This window comes from Haloarchaeobius marinus (assembly GCF_051207415.1).
Lineage (GTDB): Archaea > Halobacteriota > Halobacteria > Halobacteriales > Natrialbaceae > Haloarchaeobius.
On record NZ_JBPKGD010000002.1, the window covers coordinates 60,970 to 78,444 of the forward strand.

Genomic DNA, 17,475 nt, shown 5'->3' on the forward strand with positions numbered 1-17,475 from the left:
TCCCCCGGGTCGACGACGGGACCGGGTAAGTTCGGGGAACCTGCCGTGCGGGCCGACTAACGAACGGGTACTATTCCATCCGGACGCCGATACGACGCCGTATGTCCATCGAACCGCCCCGATGTCCGCTCTGTAACGAGACGTTCGACGACTCCGGAGACCTGGAATCCCACCTCGTCGACGAGCACACGGAGTCGGAACTCGCCGAACACGTCGTGGCGAACTGGGAGGCAGAACGCAGCACCGAGTAGCACCGTGCCGGCGCCGGACCCGGGGCGCCGTGGCTTCTAGTCCCGCTTCACGCCGGGGTTCGTCACGGCACCGTTCGCCGCCGAGTCGAAGTCGCGGCCGTACTTCGCGAGCACGCCGCCGGTGTACGCCGGTTCCGGGTCGTCGCGGGCGTCGAGTCGCGCACGGAGTTCCTCGTCGGAGAGGTCGACCGACAGCTCCCGGTTCGGAATGTCGAGGGTCACGACGTCGCCGTCCTCCAGCGCGCCGATGGGGCCCCCGACGTAGGACTCGGGGGCGACGTGGCCGACCATCGGTCCCCGGGTCGCACCGGAGAAGCGCCCGTCGGTCAGCAACGCGACGTCGTCGTCGTGGCCGGCACCGACGACGGCGGCGGTGACGCCGAGCATCTCGCGCATCCCGGGACCGCCGCGTGGTCCCTCGTTCCGGATCGCCAGGACGTCGCCCGACTCGATGCGGTCCTCCTGTACGTACTTCATGGCGGCCTCCTCGCTCTCGAAGACCCGGACCGGCCCCTCGTGGTGGAAGTTGTCCTCGCCGGTGACCTTCAACACCGCGCCGTCGGGCGCGAGGTTGCCGGTGAGTATCTTGATGGCACCCTCCTCGTGGAGCGGGTCGTCGGTCGTGTAGAGGAAGTCGGCGTCTATCTCGTCGTCGTCGGGGAGGCGGCCCTCGGCTTCGAGGTGGTCGAGTTCCTCGGCGAGCGTCCGGCCGGTGACGGTCGCGGCGTCGCCGTGGAGGTAGCCGCCGTCGAGCAGGCGACGCAGGACGACGGGGACGCCGCCGAGGTCGTGCAGGTCCTTCATCACGCGGGTTCCGCCGGGCTGGAGGTTGGCGATCTTCGGCGTCCGGTGGGAGATGTCGTCGAACTCCTCGATGTCGAGGTCGATTCCGGCCTCGGCGGCCAGCGCCAGCAGGTGGAGGACGGCGTTGGTCGACCCGCCGATGGCGACCTGGAGCGCGATGGCGTTCTCGAAGCTCTCCTTCGTGAGGACGTCGGAGGGCTTCCGGTCGGCCTCGACGGCCTCGAGCACGAGTTCGCCGGCCCGGCGGGCCACCGCGTCGCGCTCCTCGGACTCGGCCGGGGGACTGGCGCTGCCCAGCGGGGCCATGCCGAGCGCCTCCGCGATGGAGGCCATGGTGTTCGCGGTGAACATCCCGCCACAGGACCCGGCACCCGGACAGGCGTGGCGCTCCAGGTCGTCGAGTTCGTCCTCGGTCATGTCGCCGGCGGCGACGGCGCCGACGCCCTCGAAGACGTTCTGGACCGTCACCTCGCGCCCCTCGTGCTCGCCGGGCATGATGGACCCGCCGTAGAGGAAGACGCTGGGGAGGTCGGTCCGGATGGACGCCATCATCATCCCGGGGAGGTTCTTGTCGCACCCGGCGACGGTGACGAGGGCGTCGACGCGCTCGCCGAAGGCGACCAGTTCGACGCTGTCGGCGATGACCTCGCGGGAGATGAGCGAGGCGCGCATCCCCTCGGTACCCATCGAGATGGCGTCGGAGATGGTGATGGTGCCGAACTCGATGGGCATCCCGCCCGCGCCGTCGACGCCGTCGATGGCGCCACCGGCCACGTCGTCGAGGTGGACGTTGCACGGCGTCACGTCGGCGGCCGGGTTGGCGATGCCCACCATGGGAGAGGAGAGGTCGGCGTCGTCGTAGCCCATCGCGCGGAACATCGCTCGGTGTGGTGCCCGTTCGGGACCTTCGGTGACCTCGCGGCTCCGGAGTCCCTCGGGCTTGTCGGGTCGCTGGTTCATGGTCGGAGGTAGCCACGCGACGGCTTAAGTCCCGTCGCTGGGACAGATGTTGCTGTAGGATGGACGGGACGACGGGGACGTGAGAGAGCGAACCGGTAGGGGTGGGATTCGAACCGCACGAAACCTCGCATGCGAGGTTTCCGTCGCTGGAGCATGTTCCCCTTGTACGGCGACGGTGCCCCTGCCTCCGGGCGACCCTACCTCGTTCGAGGCACCGGCCAGGATGGACATTGTAATCTGGTTTCTGTGACACGGTACGATGCCCGTAATCCGTGTAATCGGCATCTAGAGAGGCTAGAACGACCCCCCGGAACCGCCGGCGGGCGCTTCCGGGAGTGCGACGCGACTGCGCGAAGGACTCCGCTGGTCGCACTCCGCTGGTCGCACTCCGCCGGGCCACGACGGCGACACGGGCGGCTCCGGGCGAACGACGGTAGGGGTGGGAGTCGAACCGCACGAGACCTCGCGATGCGAGGTCACCGTCGCTGGAGCAAGTGCGAGCCGAGTACGCGACGGTACCCTATCCACTGGGCGACCCTACCACGTTCTCGTAGACGGACGGAATGCACATTGTTATCTAGAACCACTTCGATAAAGCGGCTTCTACGCCATCAGAAACGTCGTCTTTGGGCGACTCAGGCCGACTCGGGGACCTTCCTGGCGACGTAGTACGGGCGGGGGTCGAGGTTGATGGGACGGGAGTCCGAGGTACTCTCGACGATCTCCTCGACGGCGAACCCCACGTCCTCCAGTTGGCGGCGCTGGGAGCGTGGCAGGATAGCGTACGTGAGGTCGACCCCGTTCGCGTACTCGACGAACGCGTACCGAGACGTGAGCCGTCCCGCCCGGCCGTTGCGCCCGACGAACCGCCACATCGCCGTCCAGTCCGCCGGCGACGTGGGGTCGAACAGGAACCGGTTGGCGATGTTGTCCGCGTCGAACGCGAAGACGCCGCCGGGTTTCAGGACGCGCCAGGCCTCCAGTATCGCCCGCATCCGGACCGCCGCGGGGCGGAGGTCGTCGATGCCGCTCATGGCGAACAGGACGTAGTCGAACGACTCGTCCGGGAAGTCGAGGTCCGTCGCGTCGTCGTGCCGGAACGGGACGTCCGGATGGAGGTCGGTCGCGATGTCCAGCATGGTCTCACTCAGGTCGACGCCGACGACGTCGAACCCACGGTCCGCGAGGGCAGCGGTGGCCCTCCCGGACCCGCACCCGAGGTCGAGGACGCGGGCGTCCCGGTTGGTGAAGTACCGGTCGACGAGGTCCGCCTCGTGGTCGTACAGCCCCCGCGTGCCGTGTTCCACGTACTTCTCGCGGACGTGGTCGTCGTCGTAGTACTCGATACCCTCCATACGCCCTGTACCGCCCCGACGCGGATTGTATTGGTCCAGTTATCCGGTCCGGCGGACCTGCCGGTCGCGAACCCGACGCAGGCGTCAGTCCCCCACACGTCTGTCGGGTACGTCGGACGTACCGGCGACCGGGGCCTCCGGTGCCGGCCCCGGCGGACGACGTGACCCTTTCAAAAGCTTCTTGCGGAGACGCGGAGGACGGGACGACATGGACCCCGACGTCGCCGTCGCCCACTATCCGGAAGGTGCGGGCCACGCCACGCGGATGCTCGCCGTGGCGAAGGCACTCGAAGACCGCGGTGCAACCGTCCGACTCGCCGGCGGTGGGCCTGGCGAGACGTTCGTCGAACTCAACGGCTACGAGGAGTACGTCCCGGCGACGGTCGACTACATCGGCGACTACCAGGACGGCGGGAACCTCCTCCGCGTCGTCACCCACAGCGTCCCCCGGAGCGCGAAGCGCGTCGTCGACTACGCCGGCTGGCTTCGACGTACCGACCCGGACGCACTCGTCACGGACGACATGTTCGCGGCGATGGCGGCCACGGTGACGAACACGCCCCTGCACGTCCTCACACACAACTCGCCGTACTTCTACGACGCCGTCGTCGAGGAACTGTTCACGTGGCTCCTCACCGAGTACCAGGTCGTCGCCAGCGAGCAGTTCCTCTACCCGACGGTGTGGCCGCCCTGTGCGGACGACCCGGCGGGCGTGACGCGCGTCCCGCCCATCGCGCTCGACTGCGACGAGGACGCCGACGTCGACCCCGTCGACGTGCTCATCGTCCCGAGCCACTACTCGGACTCGTTCGACGCGCTCGCGGCCGGACTCCGCGAGGACGGCTACAGCGTCACGCAGGTCGGCAGTTCGGACTGGGAACCGGTCCCGGCGATGCTCCCGTACCTCGAAGCCGCCGACGTCGTCGTCTGTTCGGGCTATTCGACGGTGATGGAGGCCGCCGTCGCTGGCACGCCGTGTGTCATCTGGCCGTTCACCGACGAGCAACACGGCGTCTCCCGCGTCATCGAGAAGGGCGGCGTCACCGGCTTCCAGGTCGAACACTCGGTGCCGCACGTCCGTCGAGCCGTCCGCAACCCGCCTGCCGCGCCGTCGTTCGAGAACGGTGCCACCGTCGCCGCCGAACGCATCTTCGACGCGCTGGAGTGACGGGGCGGCACGCCCGACACCGGATACCGTTGCCACCGCCGTAACGCGTTCCCCCGTGACAGTCCAACGTCGCGCCATGGCAACCGTCAGCGCCGGCGCTCGCCTCCACTTCGGGTTCCAGAACCTGTCGCTGGCGCACACCCGCCTCTACGGTGGACTCGGGGTCGCACTCGACGAGCCACGGGTTCGGCTCCACGCGACGCGGTCCGACGCCGTCGACTGTCCCGACCCGACCGTACGCCGGTACGCCCGGCGCGCGACGGCGGTCCTCGGCGTCCCCGGCGCGGCCGTCACCGTCGACGCGACCCTCCCCAGACACGTCGGTCTCGGCAGCGGGACGCAGGTCGCACTCGCCGTCTTCGCCGCCGTCGCCGCCGCCTACGACCGCGACGTCACGGTCCGCGAGTACGCACCGGACCTCGGTCGTGGCGGGCGCTCCGGCGTCGGCGTCGCGGCCTTCGAGTCCGGCGGGTTCGTCGTCGACGGCGGCCACCCGACCGCCCGGTTCACCACGGACCCGCCCGACGAGGGGGAGTGGACCGTCCCGCCCGTCGTCGCCCGTCACGACCTGCCCGACGACTGGCGGTTCGTCCTCGTCGTCCCCGACACGTCCCGGGGCAGGAACGGCGACCGCGAGGACGAGAGCATGCGCAACGTCGTCGAGCGCGCCGACGCCACCATCGCCGACGAGGTGTCCGGCGTGGTGACCCGGCGACTCCTCCCGGCCGCCGCCGAGGGCCGTCTCGACGCCTTCGGCGACGCCGTCGCCGCCATCGGTCGACTCAACGGCGCGTGGTACGCCGACGAGCAGGGCGGCGTGTTCCGCCCACCCGTCGGCACCGTCGTCGACGAACTCTCGTCGCACCCGGTGGTGACCGGCGTCGGCCAGTCCTCGTGGGGACCGACCGTCTACGGCCTGACCGACGCGGCCCACCGCTCGGCGGCAGCAGACGCCGCGAGAGCAGCGCTCGATGCGGCCGGCGTCGACGGCGACGTCCGCGTCGCTCGACCCTGTAACACCGGCGCGACGGTCGAGTGAGCCCCCGCGTCAGTCGGCGAGTTCGAAGCCGTCGAGTCGTCGCTCCCCGTCGCGGAACCGTTCGAGGTAGTACACGACGCCCGGCTGGTGGGCGGCCCCGACGACGAGGTGGACCGTCTCGGCGTCGTCGGCGTGGTAGACGGCGTAGTCGGCCAGCCGTTCGTTCCGGGCGTGGGTGACCAGTTCGAGTTTCGGGTCGTGGCGTCGCAACCACTCGCGTTCGACCGGTTGCGGCAGGAAGGCCGCGCGGTAGTAGCGCTGGAGGTGGACGAGTTCCGCCGGGTTCCTCGCCGCCCGCCTGCTCTTGGTGAACGATTCGTACTCGGCACCGGTCGCCATCCCCTCGTATCCCGTGAGGAAGTCCGACGCCAGGTCGCCCAGCGCGGCGGCGAAGACGTCGCCGTAGACGTCGCTCCCGGCCTCGATGAGCGAGAACGTCGCCCGGCGGAACTCGGAGGTGAGCGATTCGATGTCGTCGGCCAGGCTGTCGAACCCGGGCGGGAGCATCGACGAGACGCTGGAGTCGAGTCCCCTGTCTCGACACCGGGCCGTCGCCCAGCGGTAGTCGTCCATGGCGGACACGGCGGGGAAGTCGGAGAAGTACATCGGGCGGATGCCCTGTTCGCAGAGGACGGCGTGTCCCGCATCGACGAACTGCGAGACGTGTCGTCGGAGGAACCGACCCTCCTCGTCGGTGTCGGCGTGGGTGATGCCGTGGACGTGGAAGGTGGTGCCGTCTATCGTCACGGCGTCGCCCGGGAGGCCGTCGCCCTCGTCGGTGTGGCGGCGTCGCTCGTGCAGGTCGGTCCACTCGCGCTTGGCCGCGAAGTACGCCTCGTGTTCGTCGTCGACGTCGAACAGCGACTGGAGGTCGGCGAGGCTGCTGGCTGCTCGCAGGTCGGCCAGCAGCGCACGCTCGTCGGGCGTCAGGGCGGACTCGGCGTCGCGACCGGTGCCGGTGTCCATCACCCCGGTTACGGTCGCATCGGCAATAAACCGTCGGCAGGTGTTCGCGGGTCGTGCGCAACCGCCGTCAGTACGGGATGATGCGGAACGTCTCGGGCAGGACGAGTCCGAACAGGAGCAACAGCACGGCCGTGACGGCTGCGGTCACCAGCGCGTACGGAATCTGGGTTCTGACGTGGACCATGTGGTCGCTCCCGCTGGTCGAGGAGGCGAGGACCGTCGTGTCCGAGATGGGCGACGAGTGGTCGCCGAAGATGCCGCCGGAGAACACCGCCCCGAGGACGAGCGGGAGGTTCGCACCCGTCGTCAGCGCGACCGGGATGGCGATGGGGAACATGATGCCGTAGGTGGACCACGACGACCCGTCGGAGAAGCTCACGAACGCGGTGACGAGGAAGACCAGCAGCGGGATGATGAACGCCGGCACGCCCGCGAACCACTGCGTGACGAACGACGAGATGCCGAGCGTCGTCACCGCGTTCTGGATGCTGGAGGCGAACATCAGGATGATCGCCGCGAGGAAGATGCCCTTGAAGCCCCGAACCATCGCGTCGGTGGCGTCCTCGTTCGACGGGATGTCCCCGCGGACGCGATAGAGGACGAAGGCGGCGACGAGCGCGGCGGTGGCCGCGAGGCCGAGCTGGAACGCGCCCGGCGCGAAGCCCCAGTCGCCGCCGGCGGGGAACATCAGTTCGAAGTCCCCGACGGCGAACAGCGTGTCGTACGAACCGGCGGCGAGGAACGGCGACGGCGTCCAGAGCATCGTCCCGACGGCGACGGCGACCATGACGCCGATGGGGATGGCGAAGTTCTGCCAGCGAGGCGTCGCCGTCTCGGCCATCTCGTACTCGTCCATCTCGCGTGATATCATGGGGTCGTGGTCGTCGCCGACGACCTTCCCGTCCTGCCGTGCGCGCCGTTCCTCCCTGCGCATCGGTCCGAAGTTCGGGACCACCTGCCAGGCGACGAGCGCGGCGATGGCCAGGGCGATCCACGAGTAGAACCCGGTGAACATCGTGTTCAGGAAGAGCGGCCACACCTCGCTCGTCACGGCCTGTGCGTTCTCTCCGGTCCCGGTGACCATCCCGCTCATGTGCGACGGGAGGTCGCCCTGCCGCTTCGCGGCGGTCAGGCCCGCGCCGATGAACCCGATGAGGGCGACGCCCCACGTCGAGTAGAAGGCGAGTCGCGCCGCCGGCGACCCGGCGCTGTCGACGTAGTACGCGAGTTTCGCACGCGAGACGTCGTACTGGTCGGTCAGCGGCCGGAGCATCGACCCGACCACCAGGCAGTTGAAGTAGTCGTCGATGTGGACGGCGACGCCCGCGAGGAAGGCGGCCTTCTCGGCGTCCGCGGCGTCGTCGGCACGGGTGGCCAGCGCCTCGAGGACGCCCTGGACGGCACCGGCACGTATCATCAGTCCGATCATGCCGCCGATGGCGAAGATGGCGAGCAGGACGTTCTCGACGTACCAGGCGCTGGCGAACAGCGGTGCGGTCGCGATTATCGTCGGCACCGTCTTCAGGCCGAAGACGGTCCCGAGCACGTTCCCGAGCGTTATCGGCCCGAACGTCAGCGGCCCGAGCGCGAGCACCGCCACGTCGATTCGGGGGACGATTCCGACGCTGGTGAGGTCGGCCGGGACGCCGACCTTCGTCGGTGCGAGCGCGCCGTACACCACCCCCGTCACGAGGATGCCGGTGAACAGTCCGATGAGTGCGTCTCTCGTGTACCACGCGAGTCCGATGGCGACGATCGCGGGGACGAGCGACCACGCCCCCGCCTCTATGTTCTCGACTGGCATGCTATTCTATGACGTGGTAGGGGGTAATGAAATTTGGTCGGGTACGGCCCACCTACCCGACCGGACGTCGAATCAGCGCCCCTCGACACTGCCGAGTCCGGGCAGGGCGACCCGGTCCTCGAAGTAGCCCATCAGCCTCGTCGCGGTGATGACGATGCCGATGTAGACGACGGCGACGACGGTGAACATCGCCGTGTAGTCGAACGTGTCGCTGGCGATGGCGTCGCCCCGTCGGAACAGTTCTGCCACCGTGATGAACGTCGCGAGCGACGAGTACTTGATGAGGTACACCAGTTCGTTGGTCCACCCCGGGATGGCGAAGCGGAGCGTCTGTGGGAGGACGACGTGCCGGATGCCCTCCTGCTGGGTCAGCCCGATGGACCGGGCAGCGACGAGTTGCTGCGGGTCGACGCTCTCGATGGCCGCCCGGATGTACTCGGCCTGGTACGCGGCGCTGTTGATGGTGAAGCCGATGAGGGCGACCCACAGCGCCGTGTCGAGGACGAACGGCCCGAGCGAGGTGAGACCGCGGAAGTACTGCGAGAGGTTCAGCCCGTAGTACAGCAGGTACAACTGGGCGATGAGGGGCGTCCCCCGGATGAGTTCGGTGAACGACAGCGAGAGCGCCTTCGTCCAGCGACCGTAGACGCGCGCGACCGACAGCGGGACGGCGAGCACCAGTCCGAGCAGGATGGCGACGACGGTGATGACCACCGTGATGTACGCCCCCTCGGCCAGTCTCGGCAACGACCCGACGGCCGTCGCCGCCCCGCCGGAGAGTCCGAGCGCCGCCGGGTCGAACAGGGGTTCGCCGGGCGTCCCGAACGGGAGCCAGCCCCAGTTGATGAACCAGCGCAGGAGGAGGTACCCCCAGAAGACGGCGCCGGCGGCGAGGACGACCCAGGTCCCGACCGACCGGCCGTTCACGTACCGGAAGCGACTCCTCGCGTCGGCGTAGCTCACGCCGTCTCACCGCCGTGGAGTCTCGTGATGCGTTCGAGGAACTGGGCGGTCCGCGGGTGTTCGGGGCGTTCGAACAGTTGCTCCGGCGGCCCGCGTTCGACGAGCTTCCCGTCGTCGAGGAACATCATCCGCGAGGCCGCCTCGCGGGCGAAGCCCATCTCGTGGGTGACGACGAGCATCGTCATGCCCTCGTCGGCGAGCGCTCGCATGACGCTCGTGACCTCCCCGACGAGTTCGGGGTCGAGCGCGCTCGTCGGTTCGTCGAACAGCATCAGTTTCGGGTCCATGGCGAGCGCCCGGGCGATGCCGACGCGCTGTTTCTGCCCGCCGGAGAGTTCGGCTGGGTACGAGTCGGCCTGTTCCGCGAGACCGACCCGTTCGAGGTGCTCCATCGCCGTCTCGTGGGCTGCCGCCTTCTTCATCCCCTTGACCCTGCGCAGGCCCAGCATGACGTTCTCGGCCGCGGTCAGGTGCAAGAAGAGGTTGAAGTCCTGGAACACCATCCCGACCTGTCTCCGGAGTTCGTTCACGTCCGTGTCGGGGCCGGTGACGCGTTCGCCGTCGAGGTAGATGCTCCCGGAGTCGGCCTCAGTGAGGCGGTTGACGCAGCGAAGCAACGTCGACTTCCCCGACCCGGACGGGCCGACGAGCACCTCGACGTCGCCGCGGTCCAGTTCGAAGTCGATGCCACGCAGTACCGTCTCGTCTCCGTAGCTCTTGTGCAGGTCCTCGACGTGAAGCAGTGGGTCACTCATGCGTTCTCACCGGTCGGGACGCCGAAGTAGTCGCCCGCGACCTCCAGGCCGCGGTTGGTCGTGACGGTCAACACGAAGTATATCAGGCTGACCGCGAGGATGAGTTCCAGCGCCGCCCCCGTGCGGTTCTGCTGGAGGAACAGGTCCTCGGCGGTCCCGAGCAGTTCCGAGACGCCGAGGATGATGGCGATGCTCGTGTCCTTCAGGACGATGGTGAACTCGTTCTGGAAGCCCGGAATCGACCGTCGCAGGGCCTGTGGCACGACGACGTAGACGATGGCCTCCAGTTTCGTCATCCCGACGGACCGGGCGGCCTCCATCTGGCCCTCGCCGACGCTCTGTATCGCGCCGCGGAATATCTGGGACTGGTACGCCCCGGACCGGAGTCCGAGCGCGAACGTCGCCGCGATGAACGGACTCCGCGAGACCGAGAACACGTAGTACATGTAGATGAGGATGACCAGTATCGGTACCGCTCTGATGACGACGCCGGCGGTCTCGACCGGGGTCCGGAGCCAGTCGGGTGCGTACACCTCGGCGACGCCGGCCGGCAGGCCGATGACGAACCCGAGGACGATGGAGACGAACGTCAACTCGACCGTGAGCCACGCAGCGTCCAGCAGCGTCCCGCGGTTACTCCAGACGTAGTCCCAGTCGGGATTGTCGAAGAGGAACCCGAGGTCACCCTGGAGCAGCAGCCCGGTCTGTGCGATTTCGAGCACCATACAGCCTCACTCGCCGAACCACTCGGCCGTGATGTCCTGGTACGTGCCGTCGTCCCTGACCGTCTGCAGTCCCTCGTTCAGCGCGGTTTGGAGGTCGTCGTCGTTCGTCCGGACGCCGAAGCCGTACTGCTCGCCGGTCTCGTGGACGAACGAGACGCTCACGCTTCGCTCCTGGGCGAAGGACTGTGCGACCGGCCGGTCGAGGACGACCGCGTCGATGTTCCCGTTCTCGAGGTCGGTGACGGCGAGGACGTACGTGTCGTACGCGTTGTAGTTCGACTGCTGGAAGTCGCCGTCCTCGATCATCCCCTCGATGACGCCTTCGCCGGTCGTCCCGGACTGGGACCCGACGGCGTTGCCCGGCAGGTCCGAGAGCTGTGACGGCTGGAAGTCGCTGCCCTCGGCGACGAGGATGGCCTGGTCCGCGCTGTAGTAGGGGTCGCTGAAGTCGATGTTCTGGTCGCGTTCGTCGCTGATGGTCATCGCCGCGGCGATGGCGTCGATGTTCTCGTTCCGGAGCGACGGGATGAGCGAGTCGAACGAGTTGAGGTCGTCCCAGCGCTCTATCTCGTAGTCGGTCTCGGCGACGACGGCCTCCAGCAGGTCGATGTCGAAGCCGACGACCTCGTCGCCCTCCTTCATCTCGAAGGGTGGGAACCCGGACGCGGTCCCGGCGATTATCGACATGTCGCCGCCACCACCCCCACCGGTGATGGAATCCACGCATCCTGCAAGGGATATCGTCGTTATCGCTGCACCACTCGCTTTCAGATAGCTACGTCTATCCATATCGCGCGACTATGGACCCCCGATATAAAACGGTTCGCCGGTTTCGGAGATTCTTGCGACCCGAACACGGCTGGAGTCTGTCAGTTCTGCTCGGACCGGTCAGTCGGAGTCGGCGAATCGACTCCCGGCGTCAGCGTCTGCGTCGTGAGACCGCCCGACCGTCTCGGCGGGGCGGTCGAACATCCAGGCGGTCGCGCCGACGAGGCCGGCGAAGATGACGAGTGCGGCGGCGTGATGCAGCGTCTGGACGCCGGCCGTGTACGTCACGACGGTCTGCCGACCGAGCAGAATCTGGACCGGCAGGACGACGATGGAAAGCGCCAGCGCGCCGTGGATGCGCCGGTCGTCGAACGCCTTCCACGCGCCGTAGGCGGTGCCGAGGATGAAGAAGCCGGTTATCGAGGCGACGAGGCGATGGATCCACTCGGGGTAGGAGGCGGCGTTCGGCGGGAGCAGGCCGAACAGGGGTCCACCACAGAGGGGCCAGCCACCCTTGCAGGTGAGTCCGGTCCCCGTGGCGGCGGTGTACACCCCGAGCAGGATGAGCAGGAACGTCAGCCCCGTCGTCACCGCGGCGAGGATGCCGACGTTCCGTCGGTCGAGCCAGGTCATGGTCGTTCCTCGGGAATACGGCCATATGAAGCGCACGGTTGTTCCGGGCGCGTGGGAACGGCGCCACGGGGTGACGAATCGCACGCCTCGGCGGATATTCGACAGTCGTCGAACTGGCAGTTCGGATAGCTTTTTGTCGCGGCCCTCGATGGGTGCCGTATGGGACTAGACGAGGACTCACTCGAGTATCACGAGGCGGAGCCGCCCGGGAAACTGGAGATATCTACGACGAAGCCGACGAACACGCAGCGTGACCTCTCGCTCGCGTACTCCCCGGGCGTCGCCGCACCGTGCCTGGAGATCGCGGACGACCCCGACGACGCGTACAGGTACACCGCGAAGGGGAACCTCGTCGGCGTCGTCTCGAACGGAACGGCGGTTCTCGGACTCGGCGACATCGGCGCACAGGCGTCCAAACCGGTCATGGAGGGCAAGGGCGTCCTGTTCAAGCGGTTCGCCGACATCGACGTGTTCGACATCGAACTCGACCAGGACGACCCACAGCGCATCATCGACGCCGTCAGGGCGATGGAACCGACCTTCGGCGGCATCAACCTCGAGGACATCTCCGCACCCGAGTGCTTCACCATCGAGGAGACGCTCAGGGAGGAGATGGACATCCCCGTGTTCCACGACGACCAGCACGGGACGGCCATCATCTCCGGGGCGGCGCTGTTGAACGCGGCCGAGATAGCAGAGAAGGACATCGCGGACCTCGACATCGTCTTCTCCGGGGCGGGCGCGTCTGCGCTCGCCACGGCCAGGTTCTACGTCTCGCTCGGGGCCACGAGAGAGAACATCACGATGTGTGACTCCTCGGGCATCATCACCGAGGCCCGCGCCGAGGCCGGCGACGTCAACGAGTACAAGCGCGAGTTCGCCCGCGACGTCCCCGAGGGCGGCCTCGCCGACGCGATGGAGGACGCCGACGTGTTCGTCGGTCTCTCCATCGGCGGCCTGGTCGACCAGGACATGGTCCGGTCGATGGCCGACGACCCCATCGTCTTCGCGATGGCGAACCCCGACCCGGAGATCGGCTACGAGGAGGCCAAGGCCGCCCGCGACGACACGGTCATCATGGCGACCGGCCGGTCCGACTACCCGAACCAGGTGAACAACGTCCTCGGCTTCCCGTTCATCTTCCGCGGTGCCCTCGACGTCCGTGCGACCGAGATTAACGAGGACATGAAGGTCGCCGCGGCCCGTGCCCTCGCCGAACTGTCGAAGCAGGACGTCCCGGACGCCGTCGTCAAGGCCTACGGCGACCAGCCACTGCAGTTCGGCCCGGACTACATCATCCCCAAACCGCTCGACCCACGCGTGCTGTTCGAGGTCGCACCGGCCGTCGCCGAGGCGGCGATGGAGTCCGGGTGCGCCCGACAGGAACTCGACCCGGTGGAGTACGAGGAGCGTCTCGAAGCGCGCCTCGGCAAGTCCCGCGAGATGATGCGCGTCGTGCTCAACAAGGCGAAGTCCGACCCCAAACGCATCGCCCTCGCGGAGGGCACCGACGAGAAGATGATCCGTGCCGCGTACCAGCTAGCGGAGCAGGGCATCGCCGAACCGGTCCTCATCGGCAACGAGGACCGCATCCAGAAGACGACGCGACGCCTCGGCCTGGACTTCGACCCCGAGATAGCGGACCCACGGGCCGACGGCGACCGCTACGAGAGTTACGCCGACCACCTCTACGAGATTCGCCAGCGGAAGGGCCTCACCCGGAGCGAGGCCGAGGACCTCATCCGCCGGGACACGAACTACTTCGGGAGCGTCATGGTCGATTGCGGCGACGCCGACGCCCTGATGACGGGGCTGACCCACCACTACCCGTCGGCGCTCCGACCGCCGCTACAGGTCATCGGGACCGCGGCGGACGCCAACTACGCCGCCGGCGTCTACATGCTGACGTTCAAGAACCGGGTCATCTTCTGTGCCGACACCACCGTCAACCAGGACCCCGACGAGGAGATACTCGCCGAGGTGGCCGAACACACGGCCAACCTCGCACGCCGGTTCAACGTCGACCCGCGGGTCGCCATGCTCTCGTACTCCAACTTCGGGAGCGTCGACAACGAGGGCACGCGAAAGCCCCGCCGCGCCGCCGACATGCTCCGGACCGACGACAGCATCGACTTCCCCGTCGACGGCGAGATGCAGGCGGACACCGCCGTCGTCCAGGAGATACTCGAGGGGACCTACGACTTCGCCGAGTTCGACGAACCGGCGAACGTGCTGGTCTTCCCGAACCTCGAAGCCGGTAACATCGGCTACAAACTCCTCCAGCGTCTCGGCGGTGCGGAGGCCATCGGGCCGATGCTCGTCGGCATGGACAAGCCGGTCCACGTGCTCCAGCGGGGCGACGAGGTCAAGGACATCGTCAACCTCGCAGGGGTCGCGGTGGTGGACGCACAGGCGGACGAGTAGGCTGTCGCGGTCGTTTTTTGGTCCAGCTTTTGCGAGCGAGGCGGAGCCGAGCGAGACAAAAGGTGGTCGTCGACCTCGCAGGGGTCGCGGTGGTGGACGCACAGGCGGACGAGTAGGCTGTCGCGGTCGTTTTTTGGTCCAGCTTTTGCGAGCGAGACAAAAGGTGGTCGTCGACCTCGCGGTCAGTTCTCCGGCGACGGCTCCTCCGGGTCGGTTCTGTTCGTGAACTCCCGCCAGTGGCGGAGGCTCCAGACGCCGACGCCCGTACAGACGAGTCCGGTGGCGGCGATGTACAGCAGCAGTTCCGGGACGAACACGTCCGACTGGTGCTCGTAGGCGTAGACCACGCCCTCGCCGATCAGCGTGATGAGTCCGAACGCGAAGAGCGAGATGCCGACGACGGCGACGAGTACGTGTCGGCCGTTCGCGCCGGGGTCGTCGAGGAGGAGCAGGGTCACGACGAAGACGAGCGCGACCCCGAACACGTAGAAGGGGAGTCGGCTGGTGATGTTCCCGTTCCCGCCGTTCAGCGCCGAGAGCACACCGATCATCGCGAGGGTGAGCAAGACGGTCGAGCCAGCGACCGAGACTGCGGCCCGCCGTACCGGGTCGTCGAGCCAATCAAACGGGGCCATGAGGGTAGGTGAGACGGTCCCGGTCGAAAAGCGTTCCGGGGGGAATATGTGCGTCGGGGCTGTAAGGTCTGCCGGATGACGGCCGACGAACAGGGACTCGGAGTCAGCGACGACGAGACGGTCCGGTTCCCGACCGGCGACGTGCTGACGGGACGGGGGTTCGTCACTGGCAAGTCGGGGTCCGGCAAGTCGAACACGGCGAGTGTCATCGCCGAGGAACTGCTTGCGCAGGGCCGGGCGCTCCTCGTCGTCGACACGGACGCCGAGTACTACGGCCTGGCGGACCGGTACGAGGTGTTGACCGTCGGGTCGGGCGCACACTGCGACCTCGACGCGCGGGAGGTCGACCCCGCGTCGCTGGCTGAACTGGCCGTCTTCGAGAACGTCCCCATCCTGCTGGACGTCTCCGGACTGGACACCGGGACGGAGACGCACGACCTGCTGTACGACGTGCTCGACGCGCTGTTCGCGATGGAGAAGGAGGCGAAACACCCGTTCCTCGTGCTCGTCGAGGAGGTACACGAGTTCCTCCCCGAGCGCGGCGGGTCCGACGACCTGGCGGAGATGCTCATCCGGGTGGCGAAACGGGGCCGGAAGCGCGGTCTGGGCATCTGCGGGCTCTCACAGCGCCCGGCCTCGGTCTCGAAGGACTTCATCACGCAGTGTGACTGGCTGGTCTGGCATCGCCTCACCTGGGACAACGACACGAAGGTCGTCGACCGCGTCGCCGGGTCCGAGGCGGCCGAGGACGTCCAGTCGCTTGACGACGGCGAGGCGCTCGTCATGGCGGACTGGGAGGACTCGCTCCGACGGGTACAGTTCAGGCGCAAGGACACCACCGACGCCGGGTCGACGCCGGACCTCTCCGGGGCGAGCGCCACGCTCCCCGCCATCGGCGGGGACGTCGTCTCTCGCGCCCGGCGGGAGGACTCCGGGTCGACGGACGCGACGGACGACCCGGCCGACGACGACCGGACGGACGAATCGGTCGCCGGTGGGGCGGCCGAACGGCGCTCCAGGCGGGCGACGCGGCCGACCCCCGACATCGCCGAGTCGTCGCGGGCGGGTGCGCTGGCGGAGGCCGGAGACCTCGTCGTTCACGTCTTCGCGTACTTCCGGTGGAGTCTCGTCTGGGCAGTCGACGCGGTCGAGAACCAGTTCGCAGAGGAGTGTCGGGGTCGCTGGTACAGTCGGCTGCTCGCACGGCTGCTGGTCATCATCGGGTTCGTCGTCGCCTTCCTCGTCCCACTCGTGCTGGCGGTCCGGTTCTGAGACGGTCGCCGCCGCGTTCGATGGGGAGTCTACGGTCCGTGAGGTCGAGCTACTCGTCGACGTGTCGTCGGCGCTGGTACACGTACGCCGGGCATTCGACGACAGAGGACAGGAGCACGGCGACGATTATCGTGCCGCCGACGAACTCCACCGGTCGTTCGAGCGTGATGCCGAGCGCGACGACCCGGCCGACCAGCGCGGCGGTCACGACGGCCGTCCCAGCCGCCGTGTACAGCAGTGGATTCGGCGTCCAGTCGGTCGTCTCCGAGACGTACGCTGCGTCGTCGTACAGGTGGCCGGTCGCGAACGCGGAGACGGCGACGAGCACCGCCATCAGTGCGAACCCGACCAGGTTCGGTTCACCGTTCCGGGTGGTGTACAGCAGTTCCTGGCCGAAGGCGAGAACCAGCGGCAGGTACGCGAGGGCGATGACCGCCGGGGCGAGAAGGAGCCATTCGCGGTACTCGAACGTGTCCACGACGGTCTCGGCGTCGGTCACGGACCCGTCGAGTTCCTCGGCGTCGAACTCCTCGACGTCGGTCAGGTCCCTGCTCGTCGTCGACTCCTGGAGACTCGAGTTACTCATTCGGGGTCACCCGCTGTCTGCGATTCGTGTCGTTCCGTTGCGAGTCGTGTTCGGTATGTCATCGTGTCGTGACTCTGCGGCCGGAGCGCTGGCTGCCGCTGTGCCACCTGCCGACGACGTAGCGTCGCCACTGTCCGTGGGCAAGGCTTATGCCGTCGGGGGGAGAAGACGAGAGTGTCCTAATCCTTCCGTCTCCCCGCGTGGTGTATAGCCTGTGCCTTAGCACCGTCGCTCTCGATAGACTTGAATGTTATCTGTTCGAATGAACATATCAATGTCTGACATTTGACACGGGGGCGGTGAACGTGAACCCGATTCTGGACACGGCGGGCGCGACAGTACGGCGGAAGTACCCGTTCACGCCGGC

Annotated in this window: 16 protein-coding genes and 1 tRNA gene; 5 read left to right on the plus strand and 12 right to left on the minus strand. The window is 67.8% G+C overall.

The annotated features are described in order from the left end of the window. Nucleotides 1-101: 101 nt before the first annotated feature. Complete coding sequence (locus ACSC1W_RS06320; protein WP_435346090.1) at nucleotides 102-251, plus strand: hypothetical protein; 150 nt, start codon at nucleotides 102-104, stop codon at nucleotides 249-251. A 36-nt stretch (nucleotides 252-287) separates the two neighbouring features. Here the strand turns inward: ACSC1W_RS06320 and ilvD are convergent, their stop codons facing one another. The 3 genes from ilvD to ACSC1W_RS06335 all read right to left on the minus strand — a co-directional run bounded on the left by ilvD (nucleotide 288) and on the right by ACSC1W_RS06335 (nucleotide 3,370). Next, complete coding sequence (ilvD, locus tag ACSC1W_RS06325) at nucleotides 288-2,015, minus strand: dihydroxy-acid dehydratase (RefSeq protein WP_435346091.1); 1,728 nt, start codon at nucleotides 2,013-2,015, stop codon at nucleotides 288-290. 431 nt (nucleotides 2,016-2,446) lie between these two features. Continuing rightward, nucleotides 2,447-2,557, minus strand: a tRNA-OTHER gene (locus tag ACSC1W_RS06330). Nucleotides 2,558-2,650: 93 nt separating this feature from the next. Next, a complete protein-coding gene (locus ACSC1W_RS06335) occupies nucleotides 2,651-3,370 on the minus strand; it encodes a class I SAM-dependent methyltransferase (protein WP_435346092.1) in 720 nt (239 codons plus the stop codon). Nucleotides 3,371-3,578: 208 nt separating this feature from the next. Between ACSC1W_RS06335 and ACSC1W_RS06340 the strand changes: the two genes are divergently transcribed. Next, the gene (locus tag ACSC1W_RS06340) at nucleotides 3,579-4,538 is read left to right on the plus strand and encodes a glycosyltransferase (protein WP_435346093.1); all 960 of its coding nucleotides are present in this window, start codon (nucleotides 3,579-3,581) and stop codon (nucleotides 4,536-4,538) included. A 76-nt stretch (nucleotides 4,539-4,614) separates the two neighbouring features. Next, entirely contained in the window at nucleotides 4,615-5,577 is a 963-nt protein-coding gene (locus tag ACSC1W_RS06345; protein ID WP_435346094.1) for a beta-ribofuranosylaminobenzene 5'-phosphate synthase family protein, read from the plus strand. 9 nt (nucleotides 5,578-5,586) lie between these two features. Here ACSC1W_RS06345 and ACSC1W_RS06350 read toward each other — a convergent pair whose 3' ends face one another. The 7 genes from ACSC1W_RS06350 to ACSC1W_RS06380 all read right to left on the minus strand — a co-directional run bounded on the left by ACSC1W_RS06350 (nucleotide 5,587) and on the right by ACSC1W_RS06380 (nucleotide 12,191). Further along, nucleotides 5,587-6,543 carry a hypothetical protein gene (locus ACSC1W_RS06350; protein WP_435346095.1) on the minus strand — a complete coding sequence of 319 codons (957 nt, stop codon included), beginning with the start codon at nucleotides 6,541-6,543 and terminating at the stop codon, nucleotides 5,587-5,589. 67 nt (nucleotides 6,544-6,610) lie between these two features. Next, a complete protein-coding gene (locus ACSC1W_RS06355; RefSeq protein WP_435346096.1) occupies nucleotides 6,611-8,347 on the minus strand; it encodes a Na+/H+ antiporter NhaC family protein in 1,737 nt (578 codons plus the stop codon). Nucleotides 8,348-8,419: 72 nt separating this feature from the next. Next, nucleotides 8,420-9,310, minus strand: coding sequence for an amino acid ABC transporter permease (locus ACSC1W_RS06360; RefSeq protein ID WP_435346097.1), 891 nt, complete (start codon nucleotides 9,308-9,310; stop codon nucleotides 8,420-8,422). Then, the gene (locus ACSC1W_RS06365) at nucleotides 9,307-10,065 is read right to left on the minus strand and encodes an amino acid ABC transporter ATP-binding protein (RefSeq protein WP_435346098.1); all 759 of its coding nucleotides are present in this window, start codon (nucleotides 10,063-10,065) and stop codon (nucleotides 9,307-9,309) included. The genes ACSC1W_RS06360 and ACSC1W_RS06365 overlap by 4 nt, the downstream gene beginning before the upstream one ends. Further along, nucleotides 10,062-10,790, minus strand: coding sequence for an amino acid ABC transporter permease (locus tag ACSC1W_RS06370; protein ID WP_435346099.1), 729 nt, complete (start codon nucleotides 10,788-10,790; stop codon nucleotides 10,062-10,064). The genes ACSC1W_RS06365 and ACSC1W_RS06370 overlap by 4 nt, the downstream gene beginning before the upstream one ends. Before the next feature lie 6 nt (nucleotides 10,791-10,796). Continuing rightward, entirely contained in the window at nucleotides 10,797-11,579 is a 783-nt protein-coding gene (locus ACSC1W_RS06375) for a basic amino acid ABC transporter substrate-binding protein (protein WP_435346100.1), read from the minus strand. 99 nt (nucleotides 11,580-11,678) lie between these two features. Next, entirely contained in the window at nucleotides 11,679-12,191 is a 513-nt protein-coding gene (locus tag ACSC1W_RS06380; RefSeq protein ID WP_435346101.1) for a COX15/CtaA family protein, read from the minus strand. 159 nt (nucleotides 12,192-12,350) lie between these two features. Between ACSC1W_RS06380 and ACSC1W_RS06385 the strand changes: the two genes are divergently transcribed. Next, nucleotides 12,351-14,615, plus strand: a complete 2,265-nt coding sequence (locus tag ACSC1W_RS06385) for an NADP-dependent malic enzyme (RefSeq protein WP_435346102.1) — start codon at nucleotides 12,351-12,353, stop codon at nucleotides 14,613-14,615. Nucleotides 14,616-14,797: 182 nt separating this feature from the next. Here the strand turns inward: ACSC1W_RS06385 and ACSC1W_RS06390 are convergent, their stop codons facing one another. After that, on the minus strand, nucleotides 14,798-15,250 hold the full coding sequence (locus tag ACSC1W_RS06390; protein ID WP_435346103.1) for a hypothetical protein: 453 nt from the start codon (nucleotides 15,248-15,250) through the stop codon (nucleotides 14,798-14,800). Nucleotides 15,251-15,325: 75 nt separating this feature from the next. On the opposite strand from ACSC1W_RS06390, the gene ACSC1W_RS06395 reads away from it, so the two are divergent. Further along, nucleotides 15,326-16,522, plus strand: a complete 1,197-nt coding sequence (locus ACSC1W_RS06395; RefSeq protein ID WP_435346104.1) for an ATP-binding protein — start codon at nucleotides 15,326-15,328, stop codon at nucleotides 16,520-16,522. 49 nt (nucleotides 16,523-16,571) lie between these two features. Here ACSC1W_RS06395 and ACSC1W_RS06400 read toward each other — a convergent pair whose 3' ends face one another. After that, on the minus strand, nucleotides 16,572-17,108 hold the full coding sequence (locus ACSC1W_RS06400; protein WP_435346105.1) for a hypothetical protein: 537 nt from the start codon (nucleotides 17,106-17,108) through the stop codon (nucleotides 16,572-16,574). Nucleotides 17,109-17,475: the final 367 nt, after the last annotated feature.

Coding starts and splice junctions, on each gene's coding strand:
- ACSC1W_RS06320 (WP_435346090.1), top strand. CDS start 102: ATGTCCATCGAACCGCCCCGATGTCCGCTCTGTAACGAGACGTTCGAC.
- ilvD (WP_435346091.1), bottom strand. CDS start 2,015: ATGAACCAGCGACCCGACAAGCCCGAGGGACTCCGGAGCCGCGAGGTC.
- ACSC1W_RS06335 (WP_435346092.1), bottom strand. CDS start 3,370: ATGGAGGGTATCGAGTACTACGACGACGACCACGTCCGCGAGAAGTAC.
- ACSC1W_RS06340 (WP_435346093.1), top strand. CDS start 3,579: ATGGACCCCGACGTCGCCGTCGCCCACTATCCGGAAGGTGCGGGCCAC.
- ACSC1W_RS06345 (WP_435346094.1), top strand. CDS start 4,615: ATGGCAACCGTCAGCGCCGGCGCTCGCCTCCACTTCGGGTTCCAGAAC.
- ACSC1W_RS06350 (WP_435346095.1), bottom strand. CDS start 6,543: ATGGACACCGGCACCGGTCGCGACGCCGAGTCCGCCCTGACGCCCGAC.
- ACSC1W_RS06355 (WP_435346096.1), bottom strand. CDS start 8,347: ATGCCAGTCGAGAACATAGAGGCGGGGGCGTGGTCGCTCGTCCCCGCG.
- ACSC1W_RS06365 (WP_435346098.1), bottom strand. CDS start 10,065: ATGAGTGACCCACTGCTTCACGTCGAGGACCTGCACAAGAGCTACGGA.
- ACSC1W_RS06370 (WP_435346099.1), bottom strand. CDS start 10,790: ATGGTGCTCGAAATCGCACAGACCGGGCTGCTGCTCCAGGGTGACCTC.
- ACSC1W_RS06375 (WP_435346100.1), bottom strand. CDS start 11,579: ATGGATAGACGTAGCTATCTGAAAGCGAGTGGTGCAGCGATAACGACG.
- ACSC1W_RS06380 (WP_435346101.1), bottom strand. CDS start 12,191: ATGACCTGGCTCGACCGACGGAACGTCGGCATCCTCGCCGCGGTGACG.
- ACSC1W_RS06385 (WP_435346102.1), top strand. CDS start 12,351: ATGGGACTAGACGAGGACTCACTCGAGTATCACGAGGCGGAGCCGCCC.
- ACSC1W_RS06390 (WP_435346103.1), bottom strand. CDS start 15,250: ATGGCCCCGTTTGATTGGCTCGACGACCCGGTACGGCGGGCCGCAGTC.
- ACSC1W_RS06395 (WP_435346104.1), top strand. CDS start 15,326: ATGACGGCCGACGAACAGGGACTCGGAGTCAGCGACGACGAGACGGTC.
- ACSC1W_RS06400 (WP_435346105.1), bottom strand. CDS start 17,108: ATGAGTAACTCGAGTCTCCAGGAGTCGACGACGAGCAGGGACCTGACC.